This window comes from Desulfomicrobium macestii (genome assembly GCF_014873765.1).
Lineage (GTDB): Bacteria > Desulfobacterota > Desulfovibrionia > Desulfovibrionales > Desulfomicrobiaceae > Desulfomicrobium > Desulfomicrobium macestii.
The window spans coordinates 20,522-40,804 of the sequence record NZ_JADBGG010000015.1 but is presented as its reverse complement, the minus strand read 5'-3'; the positions used below and the strand labels follow the sequence as shown (position 1 = coordinate 40,804).

The following is a 20,283-nucleotide window of genomic DNA, read 5'->3' as shown; positions in this document are numbered from 1 at the left end:
GGGCTGACTAGGTATGCCTTGCCGACAAACTCTGGGCGTTTTGTCTGCGTGACGTGCAGTGGAAGTGTGGGAGTGGTCAGGCCGATGCTGTGCGGGATGCAAGCAAGGCCTTGGCGCAGCCGCTGGCCATGATTGTGGCGCAGCCTGTCAGTTGCAGGCCGGACAGGTTTTCTCCGAACAGGGACCAGCCGAAGAAGACCACGGCCAGGGGTTCGAAATAGGCGAGGGTGCCGAAGGTTGCGGCGGGCAGGCGGCTCAGGGCCGCCACGGCGAAGGTGATGGCCAGAAAGCCCGGGATCAGGCCTGTGGTCAGGAGCCAGAGTCCGTTCACGGGGGTGATTTCGGGCCGGGAGTGCAGGAAGAAGGGCAGCATGACCAGGGCCCCGATCAGGAGTTGATAAAAGGCGCGGGTCATGACCGGGACGTGGGGCCGGATGCGGCGGTTCATGAGGATGAAACTCGCGTAGCAGAGCATGGCCAGCGCTGCCAGGCCCAGGCCCGCCGCATGGTTCGAGCCGTCCGCGAAATCGAGCCTGAATTCCATCATGGCCGCGAAGCCGAGCATGGCCAGGCCGATGAGAATCCAGCCCGCGAGATTGAGCCGCTCCCTCATGAAACAATGCGCGAAGATCGAAGCCGCTACCGGGGCCAGATAGACGAGCATGATGGCGTTGGCCATGGAGGTCAGGTTCATGGCCTGTACGTAGAAAATGATGAAACCGGCCAAAAGCGCGCCGTTGACGATCACTGGCCAGGTTGGCCAGCGCCTGAGCGTCCCGGCCTGACGGGTGGCCAGGAGGAAAATGGCCAGGAATCCGGCTCCAAGCAGGAGGCGAAAAAAGGTGATGGTTTCGGCGGGCAGGCCGGTGATTCTGGAGAAGACGCCGATGGTGCCCATGAACAGGGCCGAGAGGATGGCCAGGGTGATGCCGGTGGTGTCCAAAGGGAAATTTCTCCGTTGCGCAAAAGGAAAGGACCGGAGCACAGGCATGAGCTCCGGTCCTTTTACTATTCGAGGATGTTGACTTTGGCCGGTCCCCGTTTGACGGGGCGGTGGTACTGGACTTCGGGCCTGCCGAAGAGCATCGCGTAGCCGATGGTGTGATCGGTCGGGATGCGCAGCGTTTCCTTCAGCTCCGGGCAGACGGCCAGGGCCATCATGAACATGCCGTCCCACAGGGTGCCAAGCCCGTGGGCGCTGGCCAGGAGTTCGAAGGTGGCTAGGGCGATGTGCGCGTCCTGCACCGGGCAGGGCACGCCGGGAGGGGTGCTCGTCAGCAGCATGTGCGGGGCTCCCCGGAATATGGCGTCCCGGCCGTTCGTCCGCCATGCGTTGACGGCGAAGCCCAGGTACTGGGAGATGATCCCTTCCGGCAGCTTCCCGGCGTCGACCAGCGCTCCGAGGCGGTCCAGCGTCTCGCGGCGCAGCCGGTCTATGAAGGCCTTGTCCCGGACCACGGTGAAGACGACGCCCTGGGCGTTGACCCCCGTCGGCGCGTGGCTGGTGGTATTGATGAGTTCGTCGATCAGCGCCGGCGAGAGGTTTTCGTCCTTGTAACGCCGAATGGAGCGCCGCCATGTGACGAGGCTGGCCATCTGCTCCGGCGACGGCGGGTTCTTTTTCGGCTCCGCGTCATCGGCCGTAAGCCCCAGGATGGACACGGCCCCCGTCGGGCAGACGGAGTAGCAGTGCTGGCAGCGGTAGCAGCGCCCCTCGTCGGTGATCTCGGGGAAGTCATTCATGGCGATGATGCCGGCCGGGCAGTCGGCCGCGCATTCGCCGCACTGGATGCATTTGTCCTTGTCGATCTGAAAGTCGATCATCGGTGTCCCTCTTATCAGGCCGCCCCAAAACGGCGATCTGCTGCGTCAGCGGAAAAAGCCAGACCGCTTATGTATGCGCATGACTGCGCGTCCTGGCTTTTTCCGCTTCCTTGCATCTCACCATTTTTGAACGGCCTGCGAATTTTGAATTTTCAACAGTCAGCTATTCGCTCACGGTTTCAAGAGCCGGGAAGCTGTCCAGATGCGGCTTTATCGCTCCGCCCAGCCAGGCGATGGTCTGCCCCAGATTCTTCATGTTGCCAAGCCCTTCGGCGTCACCCTCGACCTCGCCCTTGTCCCGGCCGTAGCCCATGTTCCAGTACACGGAACCGGGGATGAGCATCTGGTTCATGAGGAACATGTGGTTGATGGTGTCGTAAACGTGGGTCGCCCCGCCGCGTCGCACGGCCACCACGGCCGCACCGATCTTGCCCTTGAAGGCCCGGCCGTTGGCCAGGGCGACAAGGCCCGCGCGGTCCAGGAGGGCCTTCATCTCGGCCGAGACGTCGGTGAAGTAGGTGGGGGAGCCGAAGATCAGGGCGTCGGCGCGCAGGAGTTTCTCCATGATCTCGTTGAAGACGTCCTTTTTCATGGCGCACTGTCCGTCCTGACGCGCAAAACATTTGTAACAGGCCTGACAGCCCCGGATGTTTTGGCCTCCGACCTGGACCAGCTCGGTTTCCCACCCGGCGGCCGTGAGGGGTTCCAGGACCCTGTTCAAGAGGATTTCCGTGTTGCCGCCCTTGCGCGGACTGCCGTTGACTGCGATTGCGTACATATTTTTTCTCCTTGGTTGGGATTGACTGCGTGTTCCGGACACGGATAGAGCACATGTCGGCAATTAAGAAAAGTACTGTCTATAATGTGCGGTACACACACGGAGTATAGTAATGGATGAAACCGAAGTTCGGCCCTGCAAGGTCAAGGAAATCTCCGGCAAGCGCTACCGCTGCTATTTTGAGCTTACCTTGGCGGTAATCGGAGGAAAATGGAAGCCCATCATACTTTATCATCTGTCGCTGACCGACGCAGTGCGCTTCGGGGTCCTCAGGCGGGGCATGCCCGATGTGACCGAGCGCATGCTGACCCGGCAACTGCGCGAACTGGAGTCCGACGGGCTGGTGCACCGTGAGGTCTTCCGGGAGGTGCCGCCCCGCGTCGAGTATTCCCTGACGGAAATGGGCCGAAGCCTCATCCCGCTGCTCCTGCAGATGCGGGCCTGGGGCGTGGATTATGAGAAGTTTCTGGGTGCGGACGTGATTTTTCAGGAGGAAGGGTACGAACGGCCGGATATGGCGGCGGGGGAGTGCGCACAGGCAGTTTGCACGGGCAGTGCTTGAGGGGCGGAGCGCTCAGGACAAGCTGGTGTCGTGCTGTGCTATTTGATGAGCCTGTCGAGCAGAATGTCTTCGACATTACGCCTCGAATCGATGACTGACAAAATAAAAACCGTTGTGTCCGAGACCCTGTAGACGATTCTCCACGGGGCGACGATGAGTTCGCGGTACGTCTGTATGCCCTGTTCTTTCAATTCCGGAACGATCCTGCCTTGATCCGGCATGGCTTTAAGTTCCGCTGCCCGCTGTCTGATCTTGTGAAGAATGTGCAGCGCATCGTCTGGGCTGCCCTGGGCGATATGGTCGATGATCTGCTTGAGATCGTTGCGGGCCACGGCGGCCCAGACGACGTGATGCGTCTTGTTCATTTCATGGCTGCCTTCAAGTCGTCTTCAAGCGTGTCGAAAACATCGTCGTGCCCCACCACGCGTCCTTCCCTGACGTCGGTTTCACCGGCTGAGATGAGTTTGAGCAGGCCGATGGCGTTGCGCATGTTCTCGTAACTCTTCGGGTCCTGCAATACGGCTCGCGGTTCGCCATTTTGGGTTATGATCACGGGTCGATGCGTCTCATTGATCTGATTGAGAAGCTCGGCCGCCCGAGACTTCAGATAGGTCACGGGCTTGATGTCGCTGGTGATGTTCATGCTGGTTTCCTCCGGTCTGTAAAGAGTGCCATATTCGGACCGGAAGTCAAGACGTGGCGCCTTCGTATTTCGGACGCTCCAGAAGTTTGGGGCTCTCGCTAGCGCGGAACCATGAGGAAGGTCACGACCACGCCCGCCGGAATGAGCAGCAGGCCGGGCACGAGGATGCGCGGCAGGAGCTTGCCCGGATCCTGATGGAAGTAGTTGCAGGTCATCAGGTAGCAGATGTGCATGGGCGAGGACATGATGCCCGCGTATCCGGCGTACATCCCAAGGCTCAGGATCACCGGGATGAGATGGGGCTGGCCTGAGGAATGGGCGAGTCCGAAGAGCAGCGGGAAGGTCGCGCCCACAAAGGCGACGGTCAGACCGGCCACAAAGCCCACCAGAAAGGGCAGGACGATGGCCATGACGTAGATCGCGCCGCCTCCGCCGAGGGTCTGCGCCAGGACATCGACGACGTGGCCCTGGTGCAGGATTTCCTTGAAGATGAAGATGGCGCCGACCACGGCCAGAAGAGCCAGGGTGTTGTCCTTGCCCGCCTCCCGTAGCACCGCCGTCCATTTGGCCTGGGCCATGAACAGGCTGACCCCGGAGGCCAGGATCAGGGCCGCGATGACCCCGTATTCCATGGGTCTGCCCGGCCAGAGCACGGCGCAAAGCCATTCGCCGCCGATGGATCCGACTATGGCCGTGAAGAGCGGCAGGCCCCCGAGCCAGTCCCGGCCATTGCGGGACTTGGCCGCGATGGCCGGCAGACGGGGCGCGTTCTTCAGGGCCGGGCGCAGGATCAGGAGCCAGCCCAAACCGATGGCCACCAGAGGGCCTGCCCACAACAGCGCGACGATCCCTGTCACCGGGATGTGCGCCAGGGAGGAGGCCAGGATCAGGCCCGGATACAGGGGCCAGGCCAGCTCCCAGATGTGCCGGAACCAGTAGTTGATGAGGGCCTGGTCCCTTTGGGGAATGGCCAGCTCCGAGGCCGCCTTTTCGACCATGGGCGCGGAAAAGATGGCCCCGCCGGGCATGGGCAAGAGGCCGATCAGCGCCGGAAAAAAGACCAGCAGCAGCGAGCGGGAGCGGATTTGGGCGCGGATGGCGCGCATGAACCGCTCCGATTGGCCGGAAGCAGAATACAGGGCGCTGAAGGCCAGAATGACGGCGATGATGGCACAGAGCACAAAGGTCTCTTCGGTCAGCAGCGCATCCGGAATGGCCCCAAGCCAGGCCAGGGGCGAGAGGCCGAAGAGCAGCGCCAGCACGAGGCTGCCCGCCAGGATGGAGAGGCCAAGGCCCAGTTTGAGGCGGATTCCCGTCAGCATGACGGCGAAGACGAAGACGATGGATAGAATTGCGGTCATTGGGTCCTAGCTGACTGTAAAAAAATCAAGAATTCGAAGGCGTTTCAAAAATGGTGAGATGCAAGGAAGCGAAAAAAACAGGACGCGCAGTCATGCGCATACATAAGCGGTCTGGTTTTTTTCGCTGACGCAGCAGATCGCCGTTTTTAAGCAGCCTGCTAGCCGCAGCACTTCTTGAATTTCTTGCCGCTGCCGCAAAGGCAGGGGTCGTTACGGCCGACCTTGGGGCTTTCATGGCGGACCGTCTCGGTCTCATATTCGCCTTCGAGGTAGTGCCAGCGCCCATCGCGGCGCACAAAGCGGCTGCGCTCGGTCAGGCTCTGCGTGCCGCCCTTGTGCCGAAAGCTCACCCGGAAAAGGACCATGCCCGTGTCCCCGTCCGTGTCGGTTTCCAGGATTTCCAGATTCAGCCAGTCCGTTTCCTTGTTCCAGCGCCTCACGTCGTCGGCATTGAACTCCGAGCGGTGCTCCTCGACCAAGGAGCCCTGAAGATAGTCCATCTCGTCCCGGCAAAAGGCGGTGTAGCGCGAGCGCATCAAGGCTTCGGGGCTGGACGCCGGGACTTCGCCGGCAATGATCGGACCGCAGCATTCTTCGAATTCACGTCCCGAGTGGCAGGGGCATTCCATGATTATCTCCTAGCAGGCCGTTGAAAAACGGCGATCTGCTGCGTCAGCGAAAAAAGCCAGACCGCTTATGTATGCGCTATACACTGCGCGCCCTGGCTTTTTTCGCATCCTTGCATCTCACCATTTTTGAACGGCCTGCGAATTTCGAGTTTTTCAACAGGCAGCTAGTGCGTGCAGCCTTCGTGATTGCAGAGAATGTTCTTGTCCTCAATGTCTCCGTCGGTCCAGCTTTTGAGCACATCGAGGATTTCGCCTTCGCAGCCGCGGATCACCTTTATGCCATGTTCGGCCATCTTGTTGATGGCGCCCTGGCCGATGTTGCCCACAAGCATGACGGACACGCCCTTGGCCTGCATGGTCACGCCCACGGTGGACTTGCATCCGCAGCCCGAAGGCGGAAGAAAGGACTCATTTTCGACGATTTGGCCGGAATCGTCCAGAGTGAGGATGGTGAAGGTGCGGGCATGGCCGAAATGCTCATCAACGCGCGTTCCGATAGTGGGTATGGCGACTTTCATGGGAAAACTCCTTGTTTTTCAGGTCCAGTTGCCCCTATGATCGAATCATGTCCGCGTCAACAAAGGACCCGGCACACTCTTACGCGAAGGAGATGAATCATGAGCACTGGCAAGCCGAAACACTACCAGAAATTACAGGAAATGTATCCGGATCTCATTGCCTCGGCCGAAGCCTTGGGCAAGGCAGCGCAGGGGGCCGGACCTTTGAGCGAAAAGGAAATGCACCTTGTGCAGCTCGGCGCTTCAGCGGCCCTGCGCTCGGAAGGCGCGGTGCGCAGCCATGGCCGTCGGGCGCTTCAGGCCGGAGCCACACCCGAGGAAATCAGGCATGCCGTCATTCTCTTGACCAGCACCATCGGATTTCCTACGGTCGCGGCGGCTCTGGATTGGCTTGAAAAGGTTCTGGATTAGGGATTTTCAATCACAATGCGGTATGATGGAACGGCCCGCGAGGGCCGTTCTTTTTATGGAGGGTGTATGCAGAAACTTGATTTCATCGCCACGGAAAAGGCTCCGGCCGCCGTCGGCCCTTATTCCCAGGCCGTGCGCGCCGGGGGCTTTTTGTACGTCAGCGGACAGCTTGGGCTGGTTCCGGCCACCGGCCAGTTTGCCGGTGCGGACTTCGAGGCCCAGGCCCGGCAGGCCCTGGCCAACATGGGCGCCATCCTGGCCGAGGCCGGATGCGCCGTGACGGATATCGTCAGTGTGGACGTGTTCGTGACCGATCTTGCCAATTTCAAACTCTTCAACGGCATCTACGACGGATTCATGGCCGGACACCGGCCTGCCCGCGCCGCCGTGCAGGTCTCGGGTCTGCCGCTGGGCGGAGTTGTTGAAGTAAAGTGCGTGGCCCTTGCCCGCCAATAAGGAATTTTCATGACCAACAAGCGAACCCGCCGTTTCGGTGTTTTTCCCTCGGCCAATGAAGACGCCCAGGCCGCCAAGCGTCATGTCGACACTCCCCAGTGCCAGTCCGCGTCCTATCGCCTGGCCTTTCAGGATCAGGATTTTCTGCTGCGCGAAGAGCTTCGGCCCGTGCGCCTGCAGCTGGAGCTCTTGAAGCCCGAGCTGACCCTGCAGGAGCAGCAGATCGAATCCACCGTCGTCATTTATGGCAGCGCCCGTACCATGGATGCGGAGACGGCCGCCGTCCGTCTGGAAAAGGTGCTGGAGGGGCTCAAGAAAAACCCCGAGGACGTCCTGCTGCGCAGCGAACTGGCCAAGGCCCGCACGGCCGTGGCCAACAGCCGCTACTACGAGGAGGCGCGAAAGCTCGGGCGCCTCATTTCCGAGAACGTGGCGCAGTACAAGCACGTGGTCATCACCGGCGGCGGCTTCGGGATCATGGGCGCGGCCAACCGGGGCGCGCACGACGTCGGCGCCAAGAGCATCGGCATGAACATCGTGCTCCCCTTCGAGCAGGAGCCCAACCCCTACATCACCCCGGAACTGAGCTTTCAGTTCCACTACTTCGCCATCCGCAAGATGCACCTGCTCATGCGGGCCAAGGCCCTGGTGGCCTTTCCCGGCGGCTTCGGCACCATGGACGAACTCTTCGAGGCCCTGACCCTGATCCAGACCCGCAAGGTCAAACCCATCCCGGTGCTGCTTTTCGGCCGCCGCTTCTGGCACAAGGTCATCAACTTCGAGGCCCTGGTCGAAGAAGGCACCATCAACCCCGAAGATCTGAACCTCTTTCAGTATGTCAGTACGGCGGATGAGGCCTGGGATATCATCAAGGCCAGCAATGGCCTGACCACGGACGGCAAACCCTAGACGGTTGAAAAAGGCCCGATGGCTGCGTCGCTGCGAAAAATCCGGACCCTCACGTATTGAAGAATACGCATCGGCCCCGGCTTTTTATTGCTTCTTGCCCTCGAACCTTTTTGAACCGTCTACCTTTGAAAAAGGCCCGATGGCTGCGTCGCTGCGAAAAATCCGGACCCTCACGTATTGAAGAATACGCATCGGCCCCGGCTTTTTCTTGCTCCTTGCCCTCGAACCTTTTTGAACCGTCTACCTTCCTTTACTTCACTGCAGCATGCACGTCGGCGATGATCCTCTCCGACAGTTTGCGCATGACCCGGCTCATGGCTTCGACCACCGAGCCGGGATTTTTTTTGGCGGCGGGCTCGGACTCGCGGTAGGTGCGCTGGAAGAGAACCTGGTCCGATATTGCGCGGGCGCGCAGGTCGAGCAGGGTCACGGTCAGGCCGGCGGTGGCCAGCCAGTGGTCTTCTGCATCCACCTCCAACCATTCCTCGATCATCCCTTCAAGCTGGTGCGTGGCGGACATGGATGAGCCGGCCCGGCTCACGGCCAGAAAGAGGCCGCTTTGCTGCATGTCGCGGCGCAGATAGTCGGCCACCAGGGCCTGCGGCGTCGCGCGCCACTGGTGATAGGCATATTCCTGCCGACCAAAGGACAGATCCCGATAGACGATCTTGCCGGTGTTGAACTCCGGGGCCACTCCGAAACGGTTCAGCACGATGACGGCCTTGGCCTGTGTTCCGGGAAGCGCCGGGCTTTCGTATTCCAGGGTGTAGTAGCGCACGTCCGGCGCCGTGGTCCGGGTCGCCCCGCATCCGGCCAGGGCGAGCATCAGGATGAACGGAAGAAAATAACGAATGGGCATGGGCTTCCTACTCCTCCACCTTGCGGGGGGCCTTTGGTTGTCCGAAAATGAGCTGCGCCGGCTGATCTTTGACGTTGCCGATCAGGGTGTTCAGGTTGCTGGACGTCTGTTCCAGATTCTCGGCGGTGACGGCCAGCCGCTCTTCCAGATCCTTGATGGTGGCCTGCATCTGGAACACCGTGGCGTGGCTCTGGGTCATGACCACATCGGCCTTGAGGGCCGTCGAGGCCAGGGCGTTCATGGCCGTGTCGACATGCGGCCGGTTGGCTTCGAGCATGGACTGGAATTGAATGAGGATGGTGTCCATGCGAGTCAGTTCCTCGGCCGCCTTGTTCATCAGCGAACGCGACGCGAGGATGGTTTGCTCCATGTTTTTTGCCATGGATTCAAGCCGTTTCGGATTGGCCGCCGCATTGATGCTGGCCAGCAGGGTGCGTATGTCGGTCGAGATGGCTCCGAGCTGAGCCTCGTTCATGACCGTGTTGACGGTGGTAAAGGCGGCCATGGCCTGGTCCGAGATGCCCTTGAAGTCGATGGATTGGATCTTCATGGCGATTCCGTCGATTTCCCGGAACAGCTTTTTGATGTCCGAGGGTCTCGACGCGATGACGGGATGCTCCGGGGTGAAGCCGAGCTTGGGAGACGGGCCGTCCGTGGCGGGCTGACGCTTGTCGATCTCCACGAACATGGCTCCGGTGATGCCGACGTTGGAAATGGCAGCCACGCTGTCCTCGAAACGGTTTTCGTCGTCCGCGTGCTCGTCGTCGATGAGGATGACGACCTCGATGAGATGATAGTCGGGAGCGATGCGGATGGCCTGGACGCGGCCCACCGGCACGCCCCGGTACTTGACCGGAGAGTCCACTCCGAGGCCTTGCACGGACTCGTCGAAATAGGTCACGAAAAGTTCGCCCTGGCGCAGAAACGAGGTCATGCCCAGCCAGATGATGGCCAGTGTGGCCAGGGCAAGGCCGGCGGTCATGAACAGGCCCACGGAAAAATTGACACGAGCGGAAGCCATTATTTCTCCATTTCCGGCTGTCTGTTGAAGAACTGGCGCACGAAGGGATGCCTGCTTGCTTCTTTGAGTTCGTGCGGATTGCCATCGGCGATGATGGATTTGCTTTCCTTGTCGAGCATGACGACCCTTTTCGCAATGGTGAAGATGGAGGAAAGCTCGTGGGTGACGACGACAAAGGTCGTGCCCAGGGTGCGGTTCAGGCGCAGGATGAGCGCGTCGAGTTCGGCCGAGCTGATGGGGTCCAGACCCGCCGAGGGTTCGTCCAGGAAAAGAATTTCAGGATTGAGAGCCAGCGCCCGTGCGATGGCCGCACGTTTTTTCATGCCCCCGGAGAGCTCCTCCGGCAGATGATGCTCGAAGCCTTCAAGTCCGACCTGACGCAGCTTGAGGCGAACCAGTTCTTCCACCGCGCCTTCCTTGAGATTCGAATATTCCGTGATGGGCAGGGCCACGTTTTCACCGAGGGTCATGGAGGAAAAAAGGGCGCCGCCCTGATACATGACCCCGATGCGGGCCAGGATTTTCTTGAAACTGTCCTCGTTGTCCGGATCAAGCGACATCCCGGCAATGGTGATCGCGCCGCTCATGGGCTTGTAGAGCCCGACCAGATGCTTGAGCAGGGTGGATTTTCCGCAACCGCTGCCGCCCAGAATGACGAAAATTTCCCCGGCCTCTATGTCGAAGTCCAGGTCGCGCATGATGACCAACTCCCCGAAGCCCATGGTCAGGCCGCGCACGCTGATGACTGGTTTTCGGGTCATGGCCGCCAGTACCTCAGGATCACGGCCAGGACCGAATCGACCAGGATGACCAGAAAGATGCCCGTGACCACGGCCGAGGTAGTGGCCTGGCCAACGCTGGCTGCTCCCCCGCGCACCTGGTAGCCCTTGAAGCAGCCCACCGTGGCGATGAGCACGGCGAAAATGGCGCTCTTGAAGAGGCCCCAGTTGATGTCGAAGATGGTCAGCGTGTTCATGGTCTGGGCCATGTAGGCGTTCACCGTCAGGTCCAGCGTGGTCACGCCGATGAGCAGGCCGCCGGCGATGGCGAACAGGTTGGAGTACATGGCCAGCAGCGGCACCACCAGGAGCGAGGCGATGATCTTGGGCGCCACCAGGAACATGGCCGGCTTGAAGCCCATGGTTATGAGCGCGTCCACCTCTTCGGAAACCTTCATGGTCCCGATTTCGGCGGCGAATGCCGAGCCCGAGCGCCCCGCGACGAGGATGGCCGTCATGATGGGGCCAAGCTCGCGGACCATGGCCAATGCCACCAGGGACGCCACGTAGATGTTGGCCCCGAACTGCTGGAGCTGCACCGCGGACATGAAGGCCATTATCAGCCCCAGAAGAAAGCTGATCAGCCCGACAATGGGCAGCGCGTCCACGCCGACCCGCTGCATGTAGAGGACCACGTCGCCAAGGCGCAGCCTGCCCGGATGGCGCAGCAGGGACAGGAGCGTCACGGTGACCTCGCCCACGAAGGACACGTGGGTCATGGCCTGGCTCGCGACCTCGATGGTCTTGATGCCAAATCGCGCCATGATGCCGGGTTTGGCTCTTTTTACGCCGCCCGATCGTGGCGGGTCGTCCAGACGCAAGAAATCCAGAAGTTCCTGCACATGGCCCGGGGTGCCAAGCATCTCAAGCGTGCAGCCATGTTTTTCAGCCATGCGCCGCAATTGCAGAATCACCAGCGCGCCACAGTCGTCCATGCGCGTGATCCCGCTCAGATCGGCGTGGATGAGCCGTGGCAGGGGTTTGGGGATATGCGCCAGGCTCTCCATGATTCCCGGAGTCGTGCGCAGGTCGAGAATACCGCGCAGGCCCAGGGTCAGAAGTTCCGGCTTTGAGTCCACAATGAGCGTGGGCGATGGTGTCGTGTCGTGGTCGTTGTGCATGAGCTATCTCAAGCCTCTTAGCTCATGGCCGGGGGGCGCGTCTACCGTACGGCGCTCGCGCGAGCCGCCCATTGTGACGCAATTCCCGATCTTGAATTGATGACGGGTGTGTGACAAAGGGCTTCACAGGCGGGTGTTCCGGCATTATGGAAAGCCCGTCCTGACCGAGCCGCCGTGGCGGTGAACATACAACCGGAAGATGTACATGATTACGCGTTATATTTGTCTGCTTGCTCTGCTTGTCCTTGGAACAGCCGTTCCGACTCAGGCCGCCGACCTGAAATCCATCCCGGATTCTTTGTATCCCGGGCTTGAATATTTGTTGACCATCCCCAAATCGAACTCGGACATCGAGGCCGATCAGCTGACCGAGATCATTTCCTTTGTCGCCTCCAGCGCGGCGGAGAGCAGCATGTCCATGCAGGACCGGGAAAAGGCCTCGGGGGCCTTTTATGCCTTCAGCCTGCGGGGGGATCTGTCCCGTGTGGTGGACTATGTCTACAATCCGGACATTCCGGTTTATGTGACCATGCCTTCTTCCGTGCGCGATCAGGAGTGGCTGGACCCGGCCACCAAGGATGCCCTGAGGCTGCTTCCCAAGGCGCTCGATCGTGGGGAGACATTGCTTGTGCGCGGCACCGAGCGGGAGATCATCACCCCCGATGCCAACACGGGCGGATATTATGCCTACAATCAGGACCGCGCCGTGGCGGTGTTTCAAGGCCCCACCGGGCCCGTGCTGATTTCCGTGGGCTGCCAGACCGAACCTTCCGAGATCGGTCGCAAGGGCTGCGTGGTCGGCGAGGATTCCGACTGGAACTATCTGTATTCCAACGAGAAGGGTCTGAACAAGACCGGCCTTGGCTGGGTCGATTCCTACATGTACAATGCCCATTCCATTATTGTGTTCGTGTCGGACACATCCACCGGAACCATTCGCGTCGGGTCTTTCAAATGGCTCAACGCCGGCTGGGCCAAGATGAACATGGTCAAGCAGAGCCACATCATCAACGGCATCAAACGGTTCACGGCGGATTTCAAAGGTGTGCTCGAATCCACCCGGCTGCCCGCCGCGCAGGAGCTGGCCGCCATGTACCGGGAGCTCAAGTCCGACAGTGTCGAGGCACTCCGCCAGATGGTGGCTCCGTATCTGACCGCCATCGAGGATTCCGGAACCTTGTCCTCGTCATTCAAGAAGCTGCTGGCCTCGGGTCAGTATTTGCAGAACATGAACCGGCAGGAGCTGGTCAAGGTTCTGCTGAAGGAATTTCTGAAACAGCGTCTTGGCCGGGAGAGCCTCATTCGGGTTGCCCAGGTCGGACAGCATTGGACGCCGCAGCCTTGAGGCGCGTGGCGTTTTGACGTGCCCGCTCACGCGAGCGGGCTTGCGGGAGCCCCCATGCCGAGCATCGTGATCTTTTCGGTCTGTCGTGCAGCAGGTTTTGGCAGTGCCGCAGCGCATTGGCGGCAGAACTGGTTGGTTCCGGGACGGTCGCGATGAGCCGGGCTGCCGAAGACGCCAGAAAGCGTGCGCGCGATATCCGGGACGAAGCCCTGGCCAAGCATGCCGAACGTGACCGGGCTTCGCTCATGGCCGTGCGCGCCGAACTTGCCGCACTCAAGGCCATGGTTGCCGGGCAGCAGGAACAGCTTGCCCGGCTGACCGGCATGATCTCCGAACTGACCGCCGCCCTTGTCCACCCGGATGCGCAGGGCCGCGTCAATCCATCTCTGCCTCGTCCTCTTTCCGCCCGTAAACGCGCGGCTTTGGAACGCATCCGCGAGTTGCGCGAGCAGGACCACTCTTTTTCCCGGATTTGCGACATCTTCCAAGCCGAGGGCCAGCCGACGCTGTCCGGTCAGGGACAGTGGTCCAAGGGCACTTTGTGGAACCTCTGGAAAAATCACGCCCACCAACTGGATATGCCCCGATCTTGACCGGTCACGCGCCTGCGTGCTCGGATTCGGCGTGCTTCCCTGAACAGGTTTTTTTGCGTACCTTCACGCTGTTGTCGTTTGCCTCGGGATTCATCCCGCTTTCAGTCGGGACGGACGCGAAGCGGAATCATGCGCCCCGTTCATCCGTCATGACCACAAATGGAGCCGCCATGAGTACGGAATTTTTGTCCGATGAGGGTGATGTCTGTTTTGATCAGACACGCCGTTTCGAAATTTTGCGCGAGATTTTCGACAGCCTGAGCGAACACGTGGCAGTGCTTGACCGTGACGGCTGTATTGTCGACACAAACCGCAGCTGGCAACGTTTCGCGGTCGAGAACAGCACGCCGGACAAGTGCCGCCTGCAAGGCGAGAATTACATAGAAGTCTGCGACTCCTCCATGGGTGCGGCCGCCAGAGAGGCACGGCAGGCCGCAGAGGGGATCAGGGGCGTGCTTTCCGGGGAGATCCCCGAATTCAGCCTTGAATATCCATGCCACGCGCCTTCGGAAAAGCGCTGGTTTCTGATGACGGTCACGCCTCTTGTCAGCCATGGCTCCATCGACGGAGCCGTTGTCTCCCACATCCAGATCACGGCCCGCAAGCTGGCCGAAGCCGCGCTGATCCGATACGAGCGCGCCATTGCATCCTCCTCGTCCCTGGTAAGCATCATCGATCTTGATTTCGTCTACCGGCTGGTCAACGACAGCTATCTCAGGGTGCATGGGAAAAAGCGCGATGAGATCGAGGGACGCAAGGTTGCCGAAATAGTGGGGCAGGACGTTTTCGACAAGTATGTCGGACCGAAGCTTGCGCGCTGTTTTGCCGGGGAAACCGTGGAGTACGAGGCCTGGTTCGATACGAACCGGGCGGACAGGCGCTGCTACGCGGTGACATATTATCCTTACCGCGAAAGAGACGAAAGCATATCCGGGGCCGTGGTCACGGCCACGGATATCACCGAAGCCAAGCAGATGCAGGACGAAATCGCAAACAGCGCCCGCCGCCTTTCGGAAGCGCAGCGGCTGGCCAAGGTCGGCAGTTTTGAAAAGGACTACCTGCACGGGAAGAAGAACTGGTCCGATGAGTTCTGCCGCATCCTCGGGTATTCGCCGGAGGCGGTCGATCCGGATTTCAACCTGTTCATGCATCATATCCATCCCGACGACGAACCCGATTTCCGGGAAAATTTTGAAGAGGCCGAGGCTCGGGGGCATGAATTCACGACCGAGCTGCGCATCCGCACCGTTCAGGGCGAGGAACGGCATGTCAGTCTGGTCTGCGGTTTCGATCTGCTGGAGGACGGCAGCATGTTCCGCCTGCACGGAGCCATGGCCGACGTGACCGATCGCCGGCTGGCGGAGCTGCGCCTGGAGCATCTGGCCAATACGGATGAACTGACCGGCCTGCCCAATCGCAGGCATTTCCTGGAGTGCGTGCGAGCGGAAATGATCCGCTCCAGGCGTTTTGGAAAGAGCCTGTGCGTGGCCATGATCGACATCGACGATTTCAAGAAGGTCAACGACACCCACGGGCATGGCGTCGGGGATCTGGCCTTGAAGCACGTGGCCCAAACCATCAATGGCCTGCGCAGGGCCGTGGACGTGGCCGGGCGCCTCGGGGGCGAGGAATTTTGCATCATGTTTCCCGAGGCGGGGCTTGAGGCTGGAGCCGTAGCGGCGGAGCGCGTGCGCAGAGGCCTTGCCGATTCGGTTCTCGAACATGAGGGTCTGCGCCTGCGGCTTACGGTCAGCATCGGGCTGGCGGAATATTCGGCGGGCGAGAGTCTGGATGAGCTTTTGAAACGCAGCGACGAGAGTCTTTACGAAGCCAAGCGCACCGGCAAGAACCGGATCTGTTCCCGGGTGGCGGCCGCAGACCGGGCATGAAGCATGACCGATCCGGCCTCGTGGCAGGATCGGTATGTGATAATGCGGGTTATCCGAACAGGCGCAGCAGTTCCGGCATGAACGTGGGCACGGACCATCCCGGGACATAGCGGTTCAGGGTTTCAAGGATCGCGACCAGCAGCATGCTCGCATGCGCAAGCGAGAGAACGGCCGCTCCGACCATCGAAACCTTGAAGCGCATGGGGTTTTCACTGACGGTGACAAGGAGCGAGAGGAGCATGGCCAGTCCCAGGCAGGCCGCGCTGGCAAGACCGGCGTTGAAGATCTGGGGCAGGTGCAGATTGAAGACCCCTTTGAGGCTTGCATAGAGCCAGACCATCACCGCAAGGACAATGAGGCCGCAGACCAGATGCCATTTGGCCAGAAAGGGCGCGGCAAAACGGTAATAATCCCGGCCCCAGTCGTCGGCGTCCCGGCGCAGCAGCAGGTAGCACAGGCCAACGGCCGCCGCCAAGCATAGCGACAGCGGTAGCCACAGCGCCATCAACGGCCACAGCGCCGATCCCCACGGTGGCAGAAACGCCGGAGATTCAAGGTTGACACCCCGGAAGTAAAGCAGTCCCAATCCCGCCAGCGCCCAGTAACCATATTTGATGGGAATATTGGCCACGCACCCAAGCAGAAAGTGGATGAGCTTGCGTTCCCTGGCGAACTTCCAGCCCAGATCGTAGCCGACCAGGGCCAAGCTTCCGAAGAAAGGCAGGGCCAATGCCGCGATCAGCAGCAGGCTGTTGCCTGTCACGAATTCGGATTGCCGAAGCGGGTGAGAGGACAGAAGCGCCAAGCAGGCTGCTACGACAACCCAGAAAAGTGCATGTCCGCCAAGGGCCAGCCTCGACATTTGCCTGGCCGCGCGGGCGGGGAAAGGTTTGCCGGAAACGAGCCCGATGAGTTCGCTGACCAGGGCGATGGGCGGAGCGCCCCAGAAAAGGGCGGCCAGGAGCAGGGGCAGGGGAAGCAGGGCAAATGCCCACAGGGGGAGTATGAGCGCCATGGGGACCTCGTGCGCGGTGTCGTTTTTTTTATGCAGGGTCCGGTCATATCCTCGGGTTCGGCCTCAAAACGACAGGCTGATGGGGGCAAGAGCCCCGGGTTCAAGCGCCGGAATGGGTACGACTGAGGGCCGACCGGACTGGTCGAATGGGGGCTTTCTGCCCCAAAAGAGCGCAAGAGGCAAGGCGGCGCCACCCTTGAAAATTGGCGGGTTCTCTCCTATGCCAATGAAGAAATGAGGGAGACAACGGTGACTAATCCATGAGATCGACGCTGGCCTTTGTGATCGGAATGCTTGTCGGCATTCTGCTTTCCTGGGCAAGCGGTCCCGTGCTCATGCATTTTGCCCGTGACTGGCCGGGCTTTCACCTTGCGGATATGCCCGCCAGCATTGTCGCCGGTCTCAAGACCATGCAGGACGGGCGTGCGCCCGTCAGCAGGCCTTCCGCATCCGCCCTGCGCATACCGGTGACGCGCAAGCTGCGCATGGCAAGATCAGGCGTGATCCTGGGACGGGAGGCCGCCGTCCCCTCCAATGCGACCGTCGCGCGATTTGCAGTCGTGCCGCACGCTCACCCGGCCTCCTCTACAGTCGCCATCAACGCTTCCGCCGACAGCGATTCAAATTCTTCTGCCGCATCCGGACCCGGATCCGTTCATGTCGCCAGAGGCGCGCACGAATCATCGGCATCAGGGCCGGACATTTTTCAACCCGGACCGGACGCTTCCGGACCGGAGGTTCCCGCAGCGGATGTTTCCCCTGCGAAGGTTTCGGACCCGGGTGCCTCCGTCCCCGGGCAGGCACTTGGCGTTTCTCCTGGTGTCCTGAAAAAGAAGACCGTGCCGGAAACCTCGCCCGACGAGGATTACGCCCGGGCCTTAAAGAGCTACCAGAACGGCCGTCATGCACCGGCGCGGGAGTTGTTTGCCGCGTTCATGCAGAAGTTCCCCGGCCACAGGCTCATTCCCAACGCCCTCTACTGGACCGGTGAGACGTGGTACGCCCAGGGCCGCTACGATCGCGCCATGGAATTCTTCGCGCGGGTCGTGCGGGACCACCCCCGTCATGCCAAAAGCGCGGACGCGCTGCTCAAGCTGGCCTATTCGGAGCTGCGCCAGGGCCGTCCCGCACAGGCCGGGGTTTATCTGCAGCAGCTGGAGTCCCGTTATCCCGACTCCCCGGCATCCCGCCTTGGCAGGCAGGCGCGGGGCAGGATTCAGGGCTGCAACGAGCCCAACGCGGTGGCGCTGGCCCGTGGATGAATTCGGCGCCAGCCTGGCCCTGCGCCACACCAGCGGTCTTGGGCCGCGCACCTGGAAACGCCTTTTGGTGCATTACGGCGACGCCCTCGCCGCCGTTTCGGATTTTTCATCCTGGACGGCGCGCGGTCTGGTTTCGGCCCGGGTGCAGGCCGAGTTTGCCCGGGGCGGCTGGCGCGAGAAGTCCGAGGCCGAGCGGCGCAGGGTGGAAAGCTTCGGGTTTTCCACTGTTTTCCTTGGCCACGATGCCTATCCCGAGCTGCTCCGCGAGATCCCCGATCCGCCTCTTTTTCTGTATTATCTCGGCGACCCGACTCTGCTGAACCGCCCTTGCGTGGCCGTGGTCGGTTCCCGGGCCGCCTCGCGTTATGGCCTGGACATGGCCGAGAGCATTTCGGCATCCTTGAGCGCGGCCGGGATCTGCGTGGTCTCGGGCTTTGCCCAGGGCATAGACCGCGCCGCGCATCAGGGCGCGCTGCGCGGAGTGGGCGGGACCATCGCCGTATTGGGCACGGGGCTTGATCTCGTGTATCCGGCCTCCAACACCGACTTGTGGAAAAAGGTCTCCGCTCACGGGCTCATCGTCAGCGAGTTCGCGCCGGGGACCAGACCCGAGGGCATGAATTTTCCGCACCGCAATCGCATTGTCAGCGGCCTTTCCCTGGGTGTATTGGTGGTCGAAGGAGCGCTTGGCAGCGGCAGCCTGATCACCGCCGAACTGGCCGTGGCCCAGAATCGCGACGTTTTCGCCCTGCCGGGTCCGGCCAACCTGAAAACCCATCAGGGCTGCCACCAGCTCATCCGCCAGGGTGCCTGCCTCGTGCAGAGCGGGGAGGACATCCTGCGGGAATTGCAGCCTCGGCTGGGAGCTCTTACAGTGCCGGATGCACCTGCCCCCGGGCCCCGGCCGCGTGAACCGGAAGATCCGGAGCAGCGAATCGTGCACCGTCTTCTTGAATGTGGCGAACCCCTGCATGTCGACACACTGGTTCGCCGGACGGGCTGGGCGGCCGGCAAGGTCAGTTCCACGCTCCTTTTCATGGAACTTCAAGGGATTGTGAAGCAGCTTCCGGGCATGTACTATGCCCTTGCAACGTGACCGAAAAGATCATCTGGAGAAGAATATGCAAAAAATACCCCTGCAGCTGGCCAAACCGGACATGGTTCTGGCCAAGCCCGTGACCCGGGAAAACGGGATGGTGCTCATCGCCGCAGGCACGGTTTTGACGGCGGGGCTGATCACCAAGCTGGACAACATGGGCGTGGAACTGCTCGTGGTCGAGGGCGAGACCCTGGAAATGGGCGGCGGGTGCAGCGAGGAAGTGCTCGCCAAAAAGCGCGAAAGGCTTGACCATCTTTTCCGGAAGTTTGCCGGCGACAAGTACATGCAGCAGGTCAAGCAGGTCATTTCCGACTATTATGCACGTCAGTGCGCCCTGGCCGCTGCGGCCCAGGCGGCACGGGAAGAGGGAGAATAAATGGAAGAAGATCTGCGTACCAACCAAAAGGGCGCCATTCTGGCCGTCAAGGATCTGCCGACCCTGCCCGGGGTCCTGCAGGAGGTCGCGGTCCTGGTCGAGAATCCCAATTCGTCCACGGACCAGATAAGCAAGGCCATTTCCAAGGACCAGGTCCTCTCGGCCAAGGTCCTGAAAATGGTCAATTCGCCCATCTACGGCTTTCCCGGACGCATCGGATCCATCCAGCACGCCCTGGTCCTGCTCGGTTTCAATGTCATCAAGGGCATCATCATCTCGACCTCGGTCTTCGACGTCATGAACGAGAACATGAAGGGCCTCTGGGAGCACAGCCTCGGCTGCGCCCTGGCAAGTTCGGCCATCGCCCGCGCCATCGGCTGCAAGGACCCGGAGGAATACGCGGTGGCCGGCCTGCTGCACGACATCGGCAAGGTCGTGGCCGCGGTGCAGCTCCCGGAAAGCCGTGCGGCCATTGACGCGCTCGTCCTTGAGAAGGACATCTCCTATCGCCAGGCCGAGAGCGAGGTGTTGGGTTTCGCCCACGACCGCATCAATCTGTGGCTGTGCAACTACTGGAATCTGCCCGCGAACCTGAAGGAGGGGCTCTCCTATCATCACCGGCCCATGTCGGCTACGCTCTATCCGAAGATTGCGCAGGTGGTGCATGTGGGGAATTTTCTGGCGCGGCTCTTCGGCGTTGGCAACGGCGGCGACAATCAGGTCAGCGCCCTCGACGAGGGGGTGCTTGAGGCTCTTGAGATCACTCCGGAGGTGCTTTTCAAGATCATGGACGGCCTGGAACGCGAATTCGTGGATTTGGCGTAGGAGTCCCG

The 20,283-nt window shown here is 61.1% G+C and carries 24 protein-coding genes; 11 read left to right on the top strand and 13 right to left on the bottom strand.

Features of this window, described 5'->3' with window-relative positions:
* Positions 1 to 76: 76 nt before the first annotated feature.
* The 3 genes from H4684_RS10860 to H4684_RS10850 all read right to left on the bottom strand — a co-directional run bounded on the left by H4684_RS10860 (position 77) and on the right by H4684_RS10850 (position 2,602).
* The gene (locus H4684_RS10860; protein WP_192623743.1) at positions 77 to 943 is read right to left on the bottom strand and encodes a DMT family transporter; all 867 of its coding nucleotides are present in this window, start codon (positions 941 to 943) and stop codon (positions 77 to 79) included.
* Positions 944 to 1,008: 65 nt separating this feature from the next.
* Complete coding sequence (locus H4684_RS10855; protein WP_192623742.1) at positions 1,009 to 1,824, bottom strand: nitroreductase family protein; 816 nt, start codon at positions 1,822 to 1,824, stop codon at positions 1,009 to 1,011.
* A 163-nt stretch (positions 1,825 to 1,987) separates the two neighbouring features.
* Positions 1,988 to 2,602 (bottom strand): flavodoxin family protein, encoded by a 615-nt coding sequence (locus H4684_RS10850; protein ID WP_092192067.1) that lies wholly within the window; start codon positions 2,600 to 2,602, stop codon positions 1,988 to 1,990.
* Positions 2,603 to 2,714: 112 nt separating this feature from the next.
* On the opposite strand from H4684_RS10850, the gene H4684_RS10845 reads away from it, so the two are divergent.
* Positions 2,715 to 3,164 carry a winged helix-turn-helix transcriptional regulator gene (locus H4684_RS10845; RefSeq protein ID WP_092192065.1) on the top strand — a complete coding sequence of 150 codons (450 nt, stop codon included), beginning with the start codon at positions 2,715 to 2,717 and terminating at the stop codon, positions 3,162 to 3,164.
* A gap of 38 nt (positions 3,165 to 3,202) precedes the next feature.
* Here H4684_RS10845 and H4684_RS10840 read toward each other — a convergent pair whose 3' ends face one another.
* The 5 genes from H4684_RS10840 to H4684_RS10820 all read right to left on the bottom strand — a co-directional run bounded on the left by H4684_RS10840 (position 3,203) and on the right by H4684_RS10820 (position 6,315).
* Positions 3,203 to 3,529 carry a type II toxin-antitoxin system RelE/ParE family toxin gene (locus H4684_RS10840; protein ID WP_192623741.1) on the bottom strand — a complete coding sequence of 109 codons (327 nt, stop codon included), beginning with the start codon at positions 3,527 to 3,529 and terminating at the stop codon, positions 3,203 to 3,205.
* On the bottom strand, positions 3,526 to 3,807 hold the full coding sequence (locus H4684_RS10835) for a type II toxin-antitoxin system Phd/YefM family antitoxin (RefSeq protein WP_012805666.1): 282 nt from the start codon (positions 3,805 to 3,807) through the stop codon (positions 3,526 to 3,528). Before H4684_RS10835 ends, H4684_RS10840 begins: the two co-directional genes overlap by 4 nt.
* 98 nt (positions 3,808 to 3,905) lie before the next feature.
* Positions 3,906 to 5,168 (bottom strand): DUF401 family protein, encoded by a 1,263-nt coding sequence (locus H4684_RS10830; RefSeq protein WP_192623740.1) that lies wholly within the window; start codon positions 5,166 to 5,168, stop codon positions 3,906 to 3,908.
* 158 nt (positions 5,169 to 5,326) lie between these two features.
* On the bottom strand, positions 5,327 to 5,797 hold the full coding sequence (locus tag H4684_RS10825) for a YchJ family protein (RefSeq protein ID WP_192623739.1): 471 nt from the start codon (positions 5,795 to 5,797) through the stop codon (positions 5,327 to 5,329).
* 164 nt (positions 5,798 to 5,961) lie between these two features.
* A complete protein-coding gene (locus tag H4684_RS10820; protein WP_092192057.1) occupies positions 5,962 to 6,315 on the bottom strand; it encodes a NifB/NifX family molybdenum-iron cluster-binding protein in 354 nt (117 codons plus the stop codon).
* A 99-nt stretch (positions 6,316 to 6,414) separates the two neighbouring features.
* Between H4684_RS10820 and H4684_RS10815 the strand changes: the two genes are divergently transcribed.
* The 3 genes from H4684_RS10815 (at position 6,415) to H4684_RS10805 (ending at position 8,091) form a co-directional block, all read left to right on the top strand.
* Complete coding sequence (locus H4684_RS10815; RefSeq protein WP_092192055.1) at positions 6,415 to 6,726, top strand: carboxymuconolactone decarboxylase family protein; 312 nt, start codon at positions 6,415 to 6,417, stop codon at positions 6,724 to 6,726.
* A 66-nt stretch (positions 6,727 to 6,792) separates the two neighbouring features.
* Complete coding sequence (locus H4684_RS10810; protein ID WP_092192053.1) at positions 6,793 to 7,182, top strand: Rid family detoxifying hydrolase; 390 nt, start codon at positions 6,793 to 6,795, stop codon at positions 7,180 to 7,182.
* A gap of 9 nt (positions 7,183 to 7,191) precedes the next feature.
* Positions 7,192 to 8,091, top strand: a complete 900-nt coding sequence (locus H4684_RS10805) for an LOG family protein (RefSeq protein ID WP_092192051.1) — start codon at positions 7,192 to 7,194, stop codon at positions 8,089 to 8,091.
* Positions 8,092 to 8,341: 250 nt separating this feature from the next.
* On the opposite strand, the gene H4684_RS10800 is transcribed toward H4684_RS10805, so the two are convergent.
* Genes H4684_RS10800 through H4684_RS10785 form a run of 4 tightly spaced genes read right to left on the bottom strand, consistent with a single transcriptional unit; the run spans position 8,342 to position 11,871 of the window.
* The gene (locus H4684_RS10800; protein ID WP_192623738.1) at positions 8,342 to 8,950 is read right to left on the bottom strand and encodes an ABC-type transport auxiliary lipoprotein family protein; all 609 of its coding nucleotides are present in this window, start codon (positions 8,948 to 8,950) and stop codon (positions 8,342 to 8,344) included.
* 7 nt (positions 8,951 to 8,957) lie between these two features.
* Entirely contained in the window at positions 8,958 to 9,971 is a 1,014-nt protein-coding gene (locus tag H4684_RS10795; RefSeq protein ID WP_192623737.1) for an MlaD family protein, read from the bottom strand.
* Positions 9,971 to 10,732 (bottom strand): ABC transporter ATP-binding protein, encoded by a 762-nt coding sequence (locus H4684_RS10790; RefSeq protein WP_092192045.1) that lies wholly within the window; start codon positions 10,730 to 10,732, stop codon positions 9,971 to 9,973. Before H4684_RS10790 ends, H4684_RS10795 begins: the two co-directional genes overlap by 1 nt.
* A complete protein-coding gene (locus H4684_RS10785) occupies positions 10,729 to 11,871 on the bottom strand; it encodes an ABC transporter permease (RefSeq protein WP_192623736.1) in 1,143 nt (380 codons plus the stop codon). Before H4684_RS10785 ends, H4684_RS10790 begins: the two co-directional genes overlap by 4 nt.
* Before the next feature lie 205 nt (positions 11,872 to 12,076).
* Between H4684_RS10785 and H4684_RS10780 the strand changes: the two genes are divergently transcribed.
* The 3 genes from H4684_RS10780 (at position 12,077) to H4684_RS10770 (ending at position 15,698) form a co-directional block, all read left to right on the top strand.
* Complete coding sequence (locus tag H4684_RS10780; protein ID WP_192623735.1) at positions 12,077 to 13,216, top strand: hypothetical protein; 1,140 nt, start codon at positions 12,077 to 12,079, stop codon at positions 13,214 to 13,216.
* 152 nt (positions 13,217 to 13,368) lie between these two features.
* Positions 13,369 to 13,809, top strand: a complete 441-nt coding sequence (locus tag H4684_RS10775) for a hypothetical protein (RefSeq protein ID WP_192623734.1) — start codon at positions 13,369 to 13,371, stop codon at positions 13,807 to 13,809.
* A gap of 170 nt (positions 13,810 to 13,979) precedes the next feature.
* Positions 13,980 to 15,698, top strand: coding sequence for a sensor domain-containing diguanylate cyclase (locus H4684_RS10770; protein WP_192623733.1), 1,719 nt, complete (start codon positions 13,980 to 13,982; stop codon positions 15,696 to 15,698).
* 49 nt (positions 15,699 to 15,747) lie between these two features.
* Here H4684_RS10770 and H4684_RS10765 read toward each other — a convergent pair whose 3' ends face one another.
* A complete protein-coding gene (locus tag H4684_RS10765; protein WP_192623732.1) occupies positions 15,748 to 16,713 on the bottom strand; it encodes a hypothetical protein in 966 nt (321 codons plus the stop codon).
* A gap of 260 nt (positions 16,714 to 16,973) precedes the next feature.
* Here H4684_RS10765 and ybgF point away from each other — a divergent pair, with 260 nt between their 5' ends.
* Genes ybgF through H4684_RS10745 form a run of 4 tightly spaced genes read left to right on the top strand, consistent with a single transcriptional unit; the run spans position 16,974 to position 20,275 of the window.
* Positions 16,974 to 17,975, top strand: coding sequence for a tol-pal system protein YbgF (gene ybgF, locus H4684_RS10760; RefSeq protein ID WP_192623731.1), 1,002 nt, complete (start codon positions 16,974 to 16,976; stop codon positions 17,973 to 17,975).
* Positions 17,968 to 19,071: a DNA-processing protein DprA gene (gene dprA / locus H4684_RS10755; protein ID WP_192623730.1), complete on the top strand. Its 1,104-nt coding sequence runs from the start codon at positions 17,968 to 17,970 to the stop codon at positions 19,069 to 19,071. The genes ybgF and dprA overlap by 8 nt, the downstream gene beginning before the upstream one ends.
* Positions 19,072 to 19,096: 25 nt before the next feature.
* Positions 19,097 to 19,450 (top strand): hypothetical protein, encoded by a 354-nt coding sequence (locus H4684_RS10750; RefSeq protein ID WP_192623729.1) that lies wholly within the window; start codon positions 19,097 to 19,099, stop codon positions 19,448 to 19,450.
* Positions 19,451 to 20,275: an HDOD domain-containing protein gene (locus H4684_RS10745; protein ID WP_192623728.1), complete on the top strand. Its 825-nt coding sequence runs from the start codon at positions 19,451 to 19,453 to the stop codon at positions 20,273 to 20,275. It begins immediately after the preceding gene.
* Positions 20,276 to 20,283 lie beyond the last annotated feature (8 nt).